This is a genomic window from Lelliottia sp. RD5, assembly GCF_056032945.1.
Map to the genome: position 1 here is coordinate 472,969 of NZ_JBVYHQ010000002.1, position 16,585 is coordinate 489,553.

Annotated in this window: 10 protein-coding genes; 9 read left to right on the forward strand and 1 reads right to left on the reverse strand. The window is 53.0% G+C overall.

Features of this window, described 5'->3' with window-relative positions; genetic code table 11:
• The first annotated feature begins 166 nt into the window (after positions 1–166).
• The 8 genes from AC0LWE_RS10015 (at position 167) to recD (ending at position 13,661) form a co-directional block, all read left to right on the forward strand.
• Complete coding sequence (locus tag AC0LWE_RS10015; protein ID WP_216980973.1) at positions 167–631, forward strand: prepilin peptidase-dependent protein; 465 nt, start codon at positions 167–169, stop codon at positions 629–631.
• Complete coding sequence (locus AC0LWE_RS10020; RefSeq protein WP_219347417.1) at positions 622–1,185, forward strand: prepilin peptidase-dependent protein; 564 nt, start codon at positions 622–624, stop codon at positions 1,183–1,185. The genes AC0LWE_RS10015 and AC0LWE_RS10020 overlap by 10 nt, the downstream gene beginning before the upstream one ends.
• Positions 1,182–1,583: a DUF2509 family protein gene (locus AC0LWE_RS10025; protein ID WP_219347418.1), complete on the forward strand. Its 402-nt coding sequence runs from the start codon at positions 1,182–1,184 to the stop codon at positions 1,581–1,583. Before AC0LWE_RS10020 ends, AC0LWE_RS10025 begins: the two co-directional genes overlap by 4 nt.
• Positions 1,568–1,891 carry a prepilin-type N-terminal cleavage/methylation domain-containing protein gene (locus AC0LWE_RS10030; protein ID WP_131486230.1) on the forward strand — a complete coding sequence of 108 codons (324 nt, stop codon included), beginning with the start codon at positions 1,568–1,570 and terminating at the stop codon, positions 1,889–1,891. The genes AC0LWE_RS10025 and AC0LWE_RS10030 overlap by 16 nt, the downstream gene beginning before the upstream one ends.
• Positions 1,892–1,903: 12 nt before the next feature.
• On the forward strand, positions 1,904–5,278 hold the full coding sequence (gene recC, locus AC0LWE_RS10035) for an exodeoxyribonuclease V subunit gamma (protein WP_219347419.1): 3,375 nt from the start codon (positions 1,904–1,906) through the stop codon (positions 5,276–5,278).
• A gap of 138 nt (positions 5,279–5,416) precedes the next feature.
• Positions 5,417–8,299, forward strand: a complete 2,883-nt coding sequence (gene ptrA, locus AC0LWE_RS10040; RefSeq protein WP_219347420.1) for a pitrilysin — start codon at positions 5,417–5,419, stop codon at positions 8,297–8,299.
• Positions 8,296–11,841: an exodeoxyribonuclease V subunit beta gene (gene recB, locus AC0LWE_RS10045; protein WP_219347421.1), complete on the forward strand. Its 3,546-nt coding sequence runs from the start codon at positions 8,296–8,298 to the stop codon at positions 11,839–11,841. Before ptrA ends, recB begins: the two co-directional genes overlap by 4 nt.
• A complete protein-coding gene (recD, locus tag AC0LWE_RS10050) occupies positions 11,838–13,661 on the forward strand; it encodes an exodeoxyribonuclease V subunit alpha (protein ID WP_219347422.1) in 1,824 nt (607 codons plus the stop codon). Before recB ends, recD begins: the two co-directional genes overlap by 4 nt.
• Positions 13,662–13,704: 43 nt before the next feature.
• Here recD and argA read toward each other — a convergent pair whose 3' ends face one another.
• Positions 13,705–15,036 (reverse strand): amino-acid N-acetyltransferase, encoded by a 1,332-nt coding sequence (argA, locus tag AC0LWE_RS10055; protein WP_015960254.1) that lies wholly within the window; start codon positions 15,034–15,036, stop codon positions 13,705–13,707.
• Between the two features lie 227 nt (positions 15,037–15,263).
• On the opposite strand from argA, the gene amiC reads away from it, so the two are divergent.
• Positions 15,264–16,517, forward strand: coding sequence for an N-acetylmuramoyl-L-alanine amidase AmiC (gene amiC / locus AC0LWE_RS10060; protein WP_219347423.1), 1,254 nt, complete (start codon positions 15,264–15,266; stop codon positions 16,515–16,517).
• Positions 16,518–16,585: the final 68 nt, after the last annotated feature.

A 16,585-nucleotide genomic window follows, 5' to 3' on the forward strand; every position in this document is an offset into this window, starting at 1 on the left:
AACCGGCGCTAATCAGTGCCGGTTTTTTTTGCCTGATTTTTAGTTTTACGAGCCGCTTTCAACCCTTTTTGCAACGCAATGCAACGAACAAAATAGCGTGGAAAACGCCTCGTAACTTTCAATATCCTCCCTCGTTTTTTCTTGTCGTTCTCATCACACTGCCGCCATGAAAACAGAACGTGGATTTACGCTCATCGAAACGATGGTGGCTATCTCAATTGTGGTCATTCTTAGCGCGACGGGATTATTTGGCTGGCAAAGCTGGCAGCAACAGCAGCGCCTCTGGCAAACCGCACATCAGGTGCGGGACTTTCTGGTGCAATTACGCGATGACGCAAACGGGCATAACCGTGACCACATCATTTTGCTCAAAAATGACGGTCAAAGCGGGTGTCTTTTAACGACGAAAATAAAGGATTGTGATACGCAAAGCGTTTTTGTTCTCAAGCCGCTATGGCCTGACGTCACGATCGCAGAGGTGACACCCTCCCTGGCATTTTATGGATTAAGGGATACAGCCTGGCCCGGGCATATTCGCGTTAATAGCGATGTGGGCGAGTGGTTACTCATCGTCTCAAACGGGGGGCGAATTAGGATGTGTAACAGTACGGGCAAAGGAATATGTCAATAAATCAACGAGGTTTTTCGTTATTAGAAGTGCTGTTAGCCATGGCGATTGGCAGCATTTTATTACTGAGCACTGCGCGTTTTCTGCCGGGTTTGCAGCGTGCCAGCCTGATGCAAGAAAGGCAGCAGGAACTGGAAGAAGAGGTAGGGTTAAGAATCTCTGCAATTGGTAAACAGCTGCAGAGAGCTGGATATTGTGCTGGCCTTTGTCAGGGGCAAGCGCTGTCGATTGGCAGGGCAGGAAGCTGCGTCATTGTTCAGTGGGATGCTAACAGCAATGGACGTTGGGAAAACGCGCCGCAATCAGAAACTGAGCAAACGGGTTTTCGTCTCGAAGGGGGAGCGCTTGAAATACAGCGCGGAGCCACTTCCTGCGACGGAAAAGGGTGGGAAAAACTAACCGATCCCGCCAGCATTCTGATCAAACGATTTTTAGTGAGCAAAACGCAGTCATCTGGATTTTCACCTGAATTAACGATTGAGCTTGCGGCTTCTCGCATCGGTCTGCAAACCGAACCTTATCAAGCAACTTATCGCGTAACCGGGTTCAATCTGTGAACCGCCAGCGTGGAATGTCTTCGCTCGCCCTGGTACTGCTTCTGCTCATTATTGGGAGCCTAATACTGACTGGGCTGAACCAACAACTGGACTCGTTTACACGTATTGTCAGCAGTGAGCGCCAGTTGATACAGCATCAGGCTAACGCACAGTCAGCGCTGGATTGGGGAAAGAGTCAGCTATGGCCGGTGAGTCCAAATCTCCAGTGCAAGAATGCCCAGCAAGGGCGAGCTTGCGTGCGCTGGCTGGGTAATGACCGCGTTTTACTGATCGCTGGCAGTGGTGAAGTGATGTTATGGCGTGGTGGGGAAATACAGAATGGGCGAGTTGTCTTTTCTCCCCATGGCTGGAGCGATTTTTGTCCACTCAAGGAGGACGCGCTATGTCGGCTACCCTAGAAAGACAAAAGGGATTCAGCATGGTGGAAGTGTTAGTGGCGATGGTGTTACTGGTGATGATTGTCACTGCGCTGTCTGGCTATCATCGTGCATTAGCGAGCCGTTTTACGATGTTCAATCAATATCGTCAGCTCTGGCATTATGCCTGGAATCAGGCGCAATTATACTCTGATACGTTGCCGGAGGGTTGGCGTACGAACCGGGTGCAGACAACGCAGGCCGGATGTGTCAGCATCACGGTCACTATTTTTTCTCCTCTGGGGCGGCAGGGTCAAATGACACGCCTGCATTGTCCGGTAAGCCAGTAGTCGGGAGCGTGTATGTTAAGGGTCTACCATTCTAATCGTCTGGATGTGCTGGAAGCGTTGATGGAGTTTATCGTCGAGCGCGAGCATCCTCTCGATCCTTTCGAGCCTGAAATGGTGCTGGTACAAAGCACCGGTATGGCTCAATGGTTACAAATGTCCTTTGCGCAAAAATTCGGTATCGCGGCAAATATCGAATTCCCGCTTCCCGCGAGTTTTATTTGGGACATGTTTGTCCGCGTTCTGCCAGATATTCCTAAACAAAGTGCATTCAGTAAACAAAGCATGAGCTGGAAGCTGATGTCGATTCTGCCCGATATGCTTCCACGCGATGAATTCGTCATGCTCCGGCACTATCTCAGTGACGATAATGATAAACGTAAGTTGTTCCAGCTCGCCTCGCGTACAGCCGATCTGTATGACCAATATCTGGTCTATCGTTCGCAATGGTTGAACTGTTGGGAAGCTGGAGAGCTTATTGATGGTTTACCCGATGCTCAAATCTGGCAGGCCCCGCTCTGGAAAGCGCTGGTGGAACATACTGAAAAGCTGGGGCAACCCCAGTGGCATCGTGCCAATCTCTACGATCGTTTTATTGCAACGCTTGAAGCGGCTTCGAAGCCACCGGAAGGATTACCCTCGCGCGTATTTATCTGCGGAATCTCGGCGTTGCCGCCCGTTTATCTGAATGCACTTAAAGCGTTGGGCAGGCATGTCGATATCCACATTTTGTTTACTAACCCTTGTCGACATTACTGGGGCGATATTCAGGATCCAAGGACGATAGCTCGCTTTGTTACTCGCCAGAGACGTCGGATATTCGAAGAACGCTCCACCCCGCTTTTTAAAGACAGTGCCACTGCTGCTCACCTTTTCAATGAAGAGGGGATCCAGGATTTACCGAATCCGCTGCTCGCATCATGGGGCAAACTGGGACGAGACTATATTCATATGCTTTCCGACATTACCTCTTCTGGCGAAGGTGACGTCGACGCGTTTGTGGACATTAGCTCAGATAGCCTTTTACACAATATCCAGTCGGATATTCTTGATCTGGAGAATCGTGCAATAGCGGGAATTACGGCTGAAGAATTTGCGCGCAGCGACAAGAAACGCAAACTGGATCCTGACGATCGCAGCCTGACCATTCACATGTGTCATAGCCCGCAGCGCGAAGTGGAAATACTTCACGATAAACTCCTGGCGTTGCTGCAGGACGATCCTGAACTTACTCCGCGCGACATCGTGGTAATGGTTGCTGATATAGATAGTTACAGCCCCTTTATCCAGGCGGTGTTTGGCAGCGCGACAGGCGAGCGTTATCTCCCTTATGCTGTTTCTGACCGAAGGGCGCGTCAGTCTCATCCTGCTTTACAGGCGTTTATTAGCTTGCTCTCTTTGCCGGATAGCCGTTTTATTTCAGAAGATGTGCTGGCGTTGTTGGACGTTCCGGTTCTTGCCGCCCGTTTTGATATTGATGAAGAAGGGCTGCGCTATTTGCGCCAATGGGTTAACGAATCGGGTGTTCGCTGGGGGATTGACGATGACAACGTCCAGGAGTTTTCCCTTCCGCCGACAGGTCAACACACATGGGCGTTTGGCCTTACGCGCATGCTGCTGGGCTATGCCATGGAAAGCAGCCAGGGAGAGTGGAATGACGTCTTACCTTATGATGAATCGACAGGACTGATTGCGGAACTGGTTGGACACCTGGCGTCACTGTTGATGCAGCTTAGTCGCTGGAAGCATGAACTGATGCAGCCCCGTCCGCTGGAGGAGTGGCAGACAATATGTCGTGAAATGTTGACTGATTTCTTCCTGCCAGACAGCGATACCGAAGCGGCGATGGCGCTGATCGAGCAACAGTGGCAGGCGATAATAGATGAAGGGATTTCATCACATTACGATCAGCCTATCCCACTGTCGCTTTTGCGTGATGAGCTCACACAACGCCTCGATCAGGAGCGTATTAGTCAGCGTTTTCTGGCCGGGCCTGTCAACATTTGTACCTTGATGCCGATGCGTTCGATTCCGTTTAAGGTCGTCTGCTTGCTGGGGATGAATGACGGCATATATCCACGCGCGCTCGCGCCGTTGGGCTTTGATCTGATGAGCCAGCAGCCGCAGCGTGGCGATCGTAGCCGACGCGATGATGACCGTTATCTTTTCCTTGAGGCGTTAATCTCTGCCCAGAAAATGCTCTATATCAGCTATATTGGGCATTCAATTCAGGATAACAGCGAACGTTTCCCGTCGGTTCTGGTGCAGGAACTCGTTGATTACATTGGGCAGAGCCACTATCTGCCTGGCGATGAAGCGCTGAATTGCGACAAGAGTGAGCAGAAGGTAAAAGCGCACATCACGCATTGCCACAGCCGCATGCCGTTTGATCCGACAAATTACGTGGAAAACGAACAGCAAAGCTATGCGCGCGAGTGGCTTCCCGCCGCGAAGAATTCAGGCATAGCACATACTGATTTTATTCAGGAACTTGAGCCACGCCCCATTGAAACGCTGACCTTTGAGCAATTGCAGCGCTTTTGGGCACACCCGGTACGCGCGTTTTTCCAGCAGCGTTTGCAGGTGAACTTCCGCTCTGAGGACAGCGAAATTCCTGATGCAGAACCGTTTACGCTCGACGGATTAAGCCGCTATCAACTTAACCAGCAATTACTGAATGCTCTGGTCGAACAAGAAAATGCGCAAATGCTCTTCCGGCGTTATCGCGCTGCGGGACAGCTTCCTTTTGGCGCATTTGGCGAAATAGCCTGGGACGCACAGTGTCAGGAAATGCAGACCTTAGCCGATCGCGTTATTGAGAGCCGTCAGCCGGGAAAAAGTCTTGAAATCGACCTGAACTGTAATGGTATCCAACTGACTGGCTGGCTACAGCATGTGCAGTCTGACGGGCTATTACGCTGGCGTCCCGCGATGCTCAGTGTTTCGCAGGGCTTGCAACTCTGGCTCGAACATCTTGTCTACAGTGCGGGCGGGAATGAAGGTGAAAGCCGGTTGTTTGTGCGTAAAGACGGCGAATGGCATTTCCCGCCAATGTCCTCAGAACAGGCGTTAGCGTATCTGACGCTGTATGTTGAGGGTTATCGACTGGGCATGAACAAACCTTTGCTGCTGCTCCCAGAAAGTGGGGGCGCATGGATAAAAACCTGTTACGACGCGCAGAATGATGCCATGTTAATGGATGAGGCGACTTTGCAGAAAGCGCGAAGCAAGTTTATACAGGCGTATGAAGGGAACATGATGGTGAGGGGCGAAGGGGACGATGTTTGGTATCAGCGGTTATGGCGAACGCTGGAACCCGAGTACTTCGACGCGATTACGGTTGAAGCTCAACGCTACCTGTTACCGATGTTCAAATTTAATAAGTCATGACGGCTGTATAAAAATTGCACAGGACTGGGCGTTCAATTATCATGCCCGGGTTGTCACGGACTGATGTAAACAGAAAGAGATGCTGGCGTGTCCAGCACGCAGTTGATTAATGATGTAGCCGTGATGAAGAGGTAGTGAATGCCAGGCAGCACCTTATTTAAAGCGTTTGTATTGTTTGTCGCCCTTTGGGCACCCGTCACTCAGGCAGACTCCGGTTGGCAACCCGTAAAGGAAACAATCCGTAAAAGCGATAAAGACGCCCGACAGTATCAGGCGATTACGCTTGATAACGGGATGACTGTGCTGCTGGTTTCTGACCCGCAGGCGGTGAAGTCACTTTCTGCTCTGGTGGTGCCCGTGGGATCGCTTGAAGATCCTGACTCGCATTTGGGCCTTGCGCACTACCTTGAACATATGACGCTGATGGGGTCTAAAAAATACCCGCAGGCGGACAGCCTCTCTGAATTCCTCAAAATGCACGGTGGCAGCCACAATGCCAGCACTGCGCCGTACCGTACCGCCTATTATCTTGAAGTCGAAAACGATGCGCTGGAGCCTGCGGTAGACCGCCTGGCAGATGCCATCGCATCACCGTTACTGGATAAAAAGTACGCCGAGCGTGAGCGTAATGCGGTCAATGCTGAACTGACGATGGCGCGCACCAGAGACGGTATGCGCATGGCGCAAGTCAGCGCAGAAACCATCAACCCCGCACACCCTGGCTCGCGTTTTTCCGGCGGTAATCTCGATACGCTGAGCGATAAAGCGGGGAGTCCGGTGCTGGATGCACTGCACGCGTTCCGCGATACGTATTATTCCGCTAATTTGATGAAAGCCGTGGTATACAGCAACAAACCGTTGCCTGAGCTGGCACGTATTGCTGCGCAAACCTATGGTCGTGTTCCGAACAAAAATATTGAACGTCCTGAGATAACTGTTCCGGTTGTTACCGATGAGCAAAAAGGGATCGTTATCCATTACGTCCCCGCGCTGCCGCGTAAGGTGCTGCGTGTCGAATTCCGTATTGATAACAATACTGCGCAATTCCGTAGCAAAACGGATGAACTGGTCACCTATCTTATCGGTAACCGCAGTCCTGGTACGCTCTCCGACTGGTTGCAAAACCAAGGCCTCGTGGAAGGTATTCGCGCCGACTCTGACCCGGTAGTGAACGGTAACAGCGGTGTTCTCGCCATTTCTGCGACATTAACTGACAAAGGTCTGGCGCACCGCGACGAAGTCGTTGCTGCCATTTTTAGCTATCTGTCGCTGCTACGCGAAAAGGGCGTGGATAAACGCTACTTTGACGAACTGGCGCACGTGCTGGATCTCGACTTCCGTTATCCCTCCATCACGCGTGATATGGACTACGTTGAATGGCTTGCAGATACCATGCTCCGCGTTCCGGTAGACCATACTCTGGATGCCGTTAATATTGCCGATCGCTATGATGCTGAGGCAATAAAAGCGCGTCTGGCGATGATGACCCCGCAAAACGCCCGTATCTGGTATATCAGCCCGAATGAGCCACATGATAAAAAAGCGTATTTTGTTGATGCGCCTTATCAGGTCAACAAAATCAGTCAGCAAACATTCGCTGACTGGCAGAAAAAGTCGAATGACATTGATCTCAAGCTGCCTGAACTGAATCCGTACATTCCGGATGATTTCACGCTGATCACACCATCGAAAAAATACCCGCACCCGGAGCTGATTGTTGACGAGCCGACGCTGCGCGTGGTGTACACCCCAAGTCGTTATTTTGCCAGCGAACCCAAAGCAGACGTGAGCGTCATACTGCGCAACCCTCAGGCCATGGATAGTGCGAAAAATCAGGTGATGTTCGCCCTGAATGACTATCTCGCGGGAATTGCGTTGGATCAGCTCAGCAATCAGGCCGCAGTCGGGGGCATCAGTTTCTCGACGAATGCCAACAATGGTTTGATGGTGAACGCCAATGGCTACACTCAGCGTCTGCCGCAGCTTTTCCAGGCACTGCTGGACGGTTATTTCAGCTACACGCCGACCGAAGAGCAACTGGAGCAGGCCAAATCCTGGTATGCGCAAATGATGGATTCGGCAGAGAAAGGCAAGGCGTTCGAACAGGCAATAATGCCCGTGCAAATGCTGTCCCAGATCCCGTATTTCCAGCGCGAAACGCGTCGTGCATTACTCCCCTCTATCACGCTTAAAGAAGTGATGGATTATCGTACCGCGTTGAAGACGCATTCACGCCCAGAGTTTCTGATCGTCGGAAATATGAGTGAAGAACAATCGAAAACGCTCGCGCAAAATGTTCGCAAACAATTAGGCGCTAACGGTAACGAGTGGTGCCGAAATCAGGATGTGTTGGTTGAGAAACAGCAAAATGTGATCTTTGAAAAAGCAGGCAGCAGCACGGACTCTGCGCTGGCCGCTGTTTTCGTCCCAACGGGTTACGATGAGTTTGCTGGTTCTGCGTACAGCGCGGTGCTGGGGCAAATTATTCAGCCTTGGTTTTACAGTCAGTTGCGTACTGAAGAGCAGCTTGGCTACGCGGTATTTGCTTTCTCCATGAGCGTGGGCCGTCAGTGGGGCCTGGGTTTCTTGCTGCAAAGCAACGATAAACAGCCGGCGTATCTTTGGCAGCGTTACCAGGCTTTCTTCCCGCAGGCGGAAGAGAAACTGCGCAAGATGAAGCCCGAAGAGTTCGCTCAAATACAGCAGGCGGTTATCGCCCAGATGCAGCAAGCCCCGCAAACGTTAGGCGAAGAAGCGTCACAGCTGAGCAAAGATTTTGACAGAGGGAATCTGACGTTTGATTCGCGTGATAAAATCGTGGCCGAGATAAAATTGCTGACGCCTGAAAAGGTGGCTGATTTCTTCCACCAGGCGGTGGTGAAGCCACAAGGTATGGCCTGCTTATCCCAGATATCTGGCAGCCAGAATGGTAAGGCGGATTATGTTAATCCGCAGGGCTGGAAAGTTTGGGAAAGCGTCAGCGCATTACAGAAATCTATGCCCTGGAGCAAAAAAGAATGACCGATACCGCTGAGTCCCTTGATCCCTTACGTTTGCCGCTACAGGGTGAACGATTGATTGAAGCCTCAGCGGGAACGGGAAAAACGTACACCATTGCCGCCCTTTATCTGCGTTTGCTTTTAGGTTTGGGCGGCAATGCGGCTTTTTCACGCCCCCTTAGCGTGGAAGATCTGCTGGTCGTGACCTTTACCGAGGCCGCGACTGCCGAGCTGCGCGGGCGTATACGCGCTAATATCCATGAATTGCGTATCGCCTGTCTGCGCCAGAGTACCGATAATCCTCTCTATCTGCGCCTGCTTGAAGAGATCGCCGACAAGCAGCAGGCGGCGCAGTGGCTGTTGCTGGCCGAGCGGCAAATGGATGAAGCCGCCGTCTTTACCATTCACGGTTTTTGTCAGCGCATGTTGAGTTTGAATGCGTTTGAATCCGGCATGCTCTTTGAGCAACAGCTCATCGAAGATGAATCGGCGCTTCGTTACCAGGCCTGCGCGGATTATTGGCGGCGTCATTGCTATCCGTTGCCGCGCGATATTGCCGAAGCGGTACATGCCTTGTGGAAGGGGCCAGAGGATCTTCTGCGCTCTATCGATCGCTATCTTCAAGGTGAAGCGCCGGTCATCAAATCCCCGCCTCATGCGGATGAAACGCTTGCTGAACGGCACGAGAAAATCGTGTCGTTGATTGCCACCCTGAAGCAAAAGTGGTGCGATTCGGTGGGGGAAATCGACAGCATTATTGAAAACTCGGGCATCGATCGGCGTAAGTTTAACCGTGGCAATCAGGCGAAATGGATCGAAAAAATCAGCGCCTGGGCGCAGGAAGAGACGCGCGGATACCAGCTACCTGACGCGCTTGAAAAATTTTCCCAAAACTTTCTGGCAGAGCGCACCAAAGCCGACGGCTTTGTGCCGGAACACCCCCTGTTTGTTGCCATCGAAACCCTGCTGTCGCAGCCGCTTACGCTGAATGATCTGATGATCACGCGCGCCATGGCCGAGATCCGTGAAGCGGTCGCGCGTGAGAAAAATCGTCGTGGAGAACTGGGATTCGACGACATGCTGAGCCGACTGGATGCGGCACTGAGCAGCGAAAATGGTGAGGCGCTGGCTGCTGCGATCCGCACCCGGTTCCCGGTGGCAATGATCGACGAATTCCAGGATACTGACCCACAGCAATATCGCATTTTCCGTCGGATCTGGCGCAAGCAACCTGATACCGCGCTACTCCTGATTGGCGACCCCAAACAGGCGATTTATGCTTTTCGCGGCGCGGATATTTTCACCTACATGAAGGCGCGTAGCGAGGTCGAGGCGCATTACACCCTCGACACTAACTGGCGTTCAGCGCCTGGTATGGTCGCCAGCGTAAATACCCTTTTTGAGCGGATGGATGCGGCCTTTATGTTCAAGGAAATTCCATTCTCTTCCGTTAAGTCCGCACCGCAAAATAGTGCTCTTCGCTTCGAATATCAGGGAAAAAACCAGCCGGCCATGAACTTCTGGCTGATGAATGGCGAAGGCTGTGGCGTCAGCGACTACCAGACCACGATGGCTCAGCAATGCGCGGCGCAGATCCGCGATTGGCTAAGCGCCGGCGTGCGTGGCGAAGCGTTACTGTGGAAAGGCGAAAAGGCAAAACCGGTTAGCGCTTCAGACATTACCGTGTTGGTTCGCAGTCGACAGGAGGCGTCGCTGATTCGTGACGCGCTCACATTACTTGATATTCCCTCGGTGTATTTATCCAACCGCGACAGCGTTTTTGAAACCCTTGAGGCGCAGGAGATGCTGTGGCTGCTGCAGGCTGTGTTAACGCCCGAGCGCGAGAGTACGCTGCGTAGCGCGCTGGCAAGCTCCATGTTGGGCCTCAACGCGCGAGACATTGATGCGCTGAATAATGATGAAGCGGCATGGGACGCGGTGGTAGAAGAATTTGTCCATTACCGCGAGCGCTGGTTAAAGCGCGGCGTGATGGCCATGCTGCGTGAACTGATGTCTCAGCGCCACGTCGCTGAAAATATGCTGGCGAGTTCCGGTGGTGAGCGGCGTCTGACTGACATTTTGCACCTCAGCGAACTGTTGCAGGAAGCCGGCTCGCAACTCGAAAGCGAACACGCGCTGGTGCGCTGGTTATCACAACATATTGCCGATCCAAACAGTAATGCGGCAAGTCAACAGATGCGACTCGAAAGCGATAAGCATCTGGTGAAAATTGTCACTATTCACAAGTCGAAAGGGCTGGAATATCCGCTGGTTTGCCTGCCGTTTATCGCGAATTATCGCGCACAGGATCAGGCGTTTTATCACGATCGTGACTCGTTTGAAGCGATTCTCGATCTCAGCCGAGCGGACGCCAGTATTGAACTCGCGGAGGCTGAACGTCTGGCAGAAGATTTGCGCCTGCTCTACGTGGCGTTAACGCGGTCTGTCTGGCATTGCAGCCTTGGCGTTGCGCCGCTTTTCCGTCGTCGTGGCGAGAAAACCGGTGAAAGCGATTTTCATCAAAGCGCACTCGGACGCCTGATACAGCAAGGTGAGCCAAAAGATGCCGCAGGGCTGAAGCAGTGCCTTGAGGCGCTGTGCGATGAGAATATCGCGCTTCAGATCCCGGGGCCGATTGATTCGACACGCTGGCAGATGCCGGAGATCTCCGCGCCTGATTTAAGCGCGCGGCAAATTACGCGTGGGCTTGTGGATGACTGGCGCGTGACGAGCTATTCCGGGTTGCAGCAGCATGGACAGAATTTTGCGCAAGAATTAATGCCAAAACTCGACGTGGATGCGTCGGGAGTCGGCGAAGTAATTGAGCAACCGGCGCTTACGCCGCATCAATTCCCGCGTGGCGCATCGCCGGGAACATTCTTGCACAGCCTGTTTGAAGAGCTGGATTTTACACAACCTGTTTCGCCGGAGTGGGTGGCTGAGATGCTGCAAAAAGGCGGTTACGATGGGCACTGGCAACCTGTTCTGACGGAGTGGGTCACCTCGATTTTGCAGGCGCCGCTTACGGAATCGGGTATATCTCTGAGCCAGCTCACCGCCAAAGAAAAACAGGTAGAGATGGAATTTTATATTCCTATCGCCGGTCCGTTGACGGCGGGGGCGCTGGATGGCCTTGTCCGCGAATATGATCCGTTGTCGAAAGCGTGTCCGGTGCTGAATTTCCGCCAGGTGAGCGGCATGCTAAAAGGCTTTATCGACCTTGTTTTCCGCCATGACGGTCGCTATTACCTGCTGGATTACAAATCCAACTGGCTGGGTGATAGCAGCGAGGCGTATACCCAACAGGCGATGGCCGCTGCGATGCAGTCGCACCGTTATGATTTGCAGTATCAGCTTTATACGTTGGCGCTCCATCGATATCTGCGTCATCGCATCGCGGATTACGCCTATGAGCAGCATTTTGGTGGTGTGATTTATTTGTTTTTACGAGGGATTGACGCGAACGATCCGCACTCCGGGATTTTTACAACGCGCCCTGACGCTTCGCTGGTGGATAAAATGGACATGCTGTTCGCGGCAAGGACGGAAGAGGTGGCTGAATGACGATGCAAGCGTTACTGCTCGAGGCGGTCGAACAACGTGTTTTGCGCCCACTCGATGCACAGTTTGCCATGATGGTGGCGGGCAATGACCAGCCAGCCGTCATGCTGGCCGCCGCTATTCTCAGTAGAGATGCGGGTGAAGGGCATGTTTGTTTACCGCTCTCGCGTCTGGTGATCGATGACAAAACCCCGGCCCCCTTACAAGCGAGTTTTGCGCTGGTGGGCGAAACGGCTAACTGGCAGGACGTCTTGTTGCAATCCCATGCCGTCAGCACCGGCGATCGGCCGACGCCACTGATCCTGTGCGCTGAGCGGCTCTATCTCAATCGCATGTGGCGAAATGAGCTGGCGATTGCCCGCTTCTTCAACGAGTCAAATCAACCGTTGCCTTACGATCCTGCCCAGTTACATCAAACGCTGAACGCGTTATTTGATGAGAGTGAGTCGGTGAACTGGCAAAAAGTGGCGGCGGCGGTTGCGCTAACCCGGCGTATTTCCGTGATTTCAGGCGGGCCAGGAACGGGTAAAACCACCACGGTGGCAAAATTGCTGGCCGCTCTGATTCAAATGGCGGGTGAACAAAAATGCCGAATTCGTCTGGCCGCGCCGACAGGAAAAGCCGCTGCGCGACTGACAGAATCGCTGGGCGGCGCATTGCAAAAACTCCCGCTCAACGATGCGCAACGCACCTTGTTCCCGAATGAAGCCAGCACGTTGCACCGTTTGCTGGGCGCCCAGCCGGGCAGCCAGCGCCTGCGTTATCACGCGGGCAACCCGCTGCATCTGGATGTGCTGGTGGTGGACGAAGCCTCCATGATCGATCTGACGATGATGTCGCGTCTGATTGACGCCTTGCCGCCCCATGCCAGAGTGATTTTCCTCGGCGATCGCGATCAGCTCGCTTCGGTTGAAGCGGGCGCTGTGCTGGGTGATATCTGTCATTACGCCAGCGCGGGTTATACGTTACCGCGCGCGCAGGAATTATCGGAACTCACAGGATGTTCGATTGAAGGCTCGTCCGATCCGGTGGCGGGCGCGTTACGTGACAGCTTGTGTTTACTGCAAAAAAGCTATCGATTCGGCAGTGATTCCGGTATCGGCCAGCTTGCCGCGGCGGTCAATCGCGGCGATCGACATGCCATTCGCGCGGTGTTTAAGGGGGCTTTTGCTGACATAGAAAAAAAGCCGCTGCAAACGGGTGAAGAGTATCTGGCGATGCTTGAAGATGCGGTTCAGGGTTATCAGCGTTTTCTGCACGGTGTTCACCAGCAGGAATCGCCGGAAGCGGTTATCGCGGCTTTCGGTGAATATCAGCTCCTGTGTGCCCTTCGTGAGGGGCCGTTCGGTGTGACGGGGCTTAACGAACGCCTGGAGCAGACGTTATCTCAGAAGCGTAAAATCATCCGCCAGCCGCATTCACGCTGGTATGAAGGGCGACCTGTGATGATTTCACGCAACGATAGCGCTCTCGGGCTGTTTAATGGTGATATCGGTATTGCTCTCGATCGCGGGCAGGGGCTTCGCGTGTGGTTCCAGATGCCGGATGGCAGCGTGAAATCGGTCCAGCCAAGCCGATTGCCGGAACACGAAACGGCATGGGCGATGACGGTGCATAAATCGCAAGGTTCTGAGTTTGATCACGCGGTGTTGATTCTGCCTGTGCAAATGTCGCCGGTCATTACGCGTGAACTGGTTTACACCGCTATCACCCGCGCCCGTAGGCAGCTATCGCTCTACGCCGATGAACGCGTGCTGACGCAGGCGGTCACGACGCGCATTGAGCGTCGCAGTGGGTTAAGCGCCATCTTTGAGTCAGTCTGAAATTCGCCCTCTCCCAATGGGAAAGGGCAGTTAACGTGCGGGTTTACCCCAGGTCTGCCATCAGCACTTTTGAACGGCGCTGATAGTTGTACATCTCTTTTTTACTCTCAGGCAGTGAATCAATATCTACCGGCGTAAAGCCGCGTTCCTGGAACCAGTGAATGCTGCGCGTCGTGAGCACAAACAGCTTACTCAACCCAATTTGTCGTGCCTGCGCTGCAACACGTTCGAGCAGGACTTCCCCTCGCGATGAGCTGCGGTAATCGGGATGGACGGCCACGCAGGCCATCTCACCGATTTTTTCTTCCGGGAAGGGGTAAAGCGCCGCACAGGCGATGGTCAGATTATCGCGCTGGATGATGGTGAATTTGTCGATTTCCATCTCCAGTTGCTCACGGGAGCGGCGCACCAAAATTCCCTGTTGCTCCAGCGGGCGAATCAGCTCCAGAATGCCGCCGATATCGTTAATGGTGGCGCGGCGAATTTGCTCTGCACTCTCCATCACGATCTGCGTGCCGATACCGTCGCGTGAGAACAACTCCTGCAGCAAAGCACCGTCTTCCTGATAGCTGATGAGATGGCTGCGCCGTACGCCGCTACGACAGGCCTTAACCGCACCACGCAGGAAACGCACGGTCCCCGAGTGATAATCCCCTTCGGCTTCCAGCGTTTCGACGCGCGCCTGGGCTTCGTTAGGGAAGAGTTCAGAAACAATATTCCCTTGTTCATCAAACACACCCTGAGAGGAGCAGAATCCAATCATCTTTTCTGCTTTGAGTTTAATCGCCAACTGAGTGGCGACCTCTTCAGAGGTGAGGTTGAAGCTCTCGCCCGTTACGGAAACGGCAACCGGACCCATCAAGACAATCGCGCCGCTGTCCAGTTGACGATGAATCGCTTCTTCATCAATACGGCGAATACGTCCGCTGTGGCAGTAATCCACACCGTCATCCACGCCCAGCGGCTGTGAGATGATGAAATTGCCGCTGACCACGTTAATATGAGCGCCCTGCAACGGTGTATTGTTGAGGCTCATTGACAGGCGTGCAGTGATATCCAGCTGTAAAAGTCCGGCGGCTTGTTTCACCAGTTCCAGCGTTTTGGCGTCCGTCACGCGGGTATGTTTATGGTAAATCGGTTCGTGATGATGAGCGGCAAGGTTAGCGTCGATCTGTGGTCGAGCGCCGTAGACGACGACCAGACGAATACCCAGGCTGTGCAACAGGCCGATGTCATTGACGATACTGGAAAAGTTTTCATGTTCAATGGCTTCGCCACCCAACATGATGACAAACGTTTTTCCCCGATGGGTATTGATGTAGGGAACGGAATGGCGAAATCCCTGGACCAACTCGGTTCTACGTTCCTTTACCACGGCACAACCCTCAGTGAATGTTTATTCGTATTTTGTGTATTTTTATTCGATTATTGCCGCGCGTGCAAGCCTAAATTCTGAGGGAACCAGAGAATTTATTGAGTGATGCGTGCGTTAACGTATGATTGTTTACCCTTTTATTGATGACAGGTTATGCGTCATTCGTTAAAGTTTTCGGTCAATTTGGACGTTTTACTTATTAATTTGATGTATTGCTCGGGAGAGGCATGTCGGGATCCAAAACAGCAATAAGCCGCCGCCGTTTGTTACAAGGGGCCGGGGCGATATGGTTGCTAAGCGTCAGTCAGGTTGCACTTGCCGCCGCAAGCCATGTCGTGGCGGTGCGCGTCTGGCCGTCTTCGACGTATACGCGCGTGACGGTAGAGTCCAATCAGGTGCTGAAATATAAGCAATTTGCACTCAGCAACCCGGAACGCGTGGTGGTGGATATCGAAGGGGTGAATCTAAACTCTGTGCTGAAGGGCATGAGTGCGCAGATCCGCGGTGACGATCCTTATATTAAATCTGCCCGCGTTGGCCAGTTTGATCCGCAAACCGTGCGAATGGTGTTCGAGCTGAAACAGAACGTGAAGCCGCAACTGTTTGCGCTGGCGCCCGTTGCGGGTTTTAAAGAGCGTCTGGTGATGGATCTCTATCCGTCAAATGCGACAGATATTCAGGATCCGCTCCTGGCTCTGCTTGAGGATTACAACAAAGGCGATCTCGACCGACATGTTCCGCCTGCGCAAAGTGGCCCTCAGCCGGGGAAAGCAGGGCGCGATCGTCCGATCGTGATCATGCTCGATCCTGGACATGGCGGAGAAGATTCCGGTGCGGTGGGCAAATATCGCACGCGCGAAAAAGATGTGGTACTGCAAATTGGTCGGCGTCTGAAAGCGCTGATCGATAAAGAAGGCAATATGCGCGCCTATATGACGCGAAATGAAGATGTTTTCATTCCGCTGAAAGTGCGGGTGGCTAAAGCCCAAAAGCAGCGTGCTGACCTGTTTGTCTCTATTCACGCCGATGCTTTTACCAGCCGACAGCCCAGCGGTTCGTCCGTGTTTGCTCTCTCAACTAAAGGGGCGACCAGTACGGCGGCAAGATTCTTAGCGGATTCCCAAAATGCGTCTGACCTTATCGGTGGGGTGAGCAAAAGCGGTGACCGTTATGTCGATCACACCCTGTTCGATATGGTGCAATCGCTGACCATTACCGATAGCCTGAAATTTGGTAAAGCGGTGTTGGGTAAACTTGGGAATGTGAACAAGCTGCACAAGAACAGCGTGGAACAGGCAGGGTTTGCGGTATTGAAAGCTCCGGATATTCCCTCGATCCTCGTCGAAACGGCGTTTATCAGTAATGTTGAAGAGGAGCGAAAGCTCAAGACGGCGAAATTCCAGCAGGAAGTGGCTGAGTCAATTTTGGCAGGGATAAAGGCGTATTTCTCGGATGGCGCGACGTTGGCCAGAAGAGGGTAGATTCTAAAGCCGGGTTCGCGCCCGGCGAATCATCACATCACAAACGACAGATACAAAAAAACACCCAG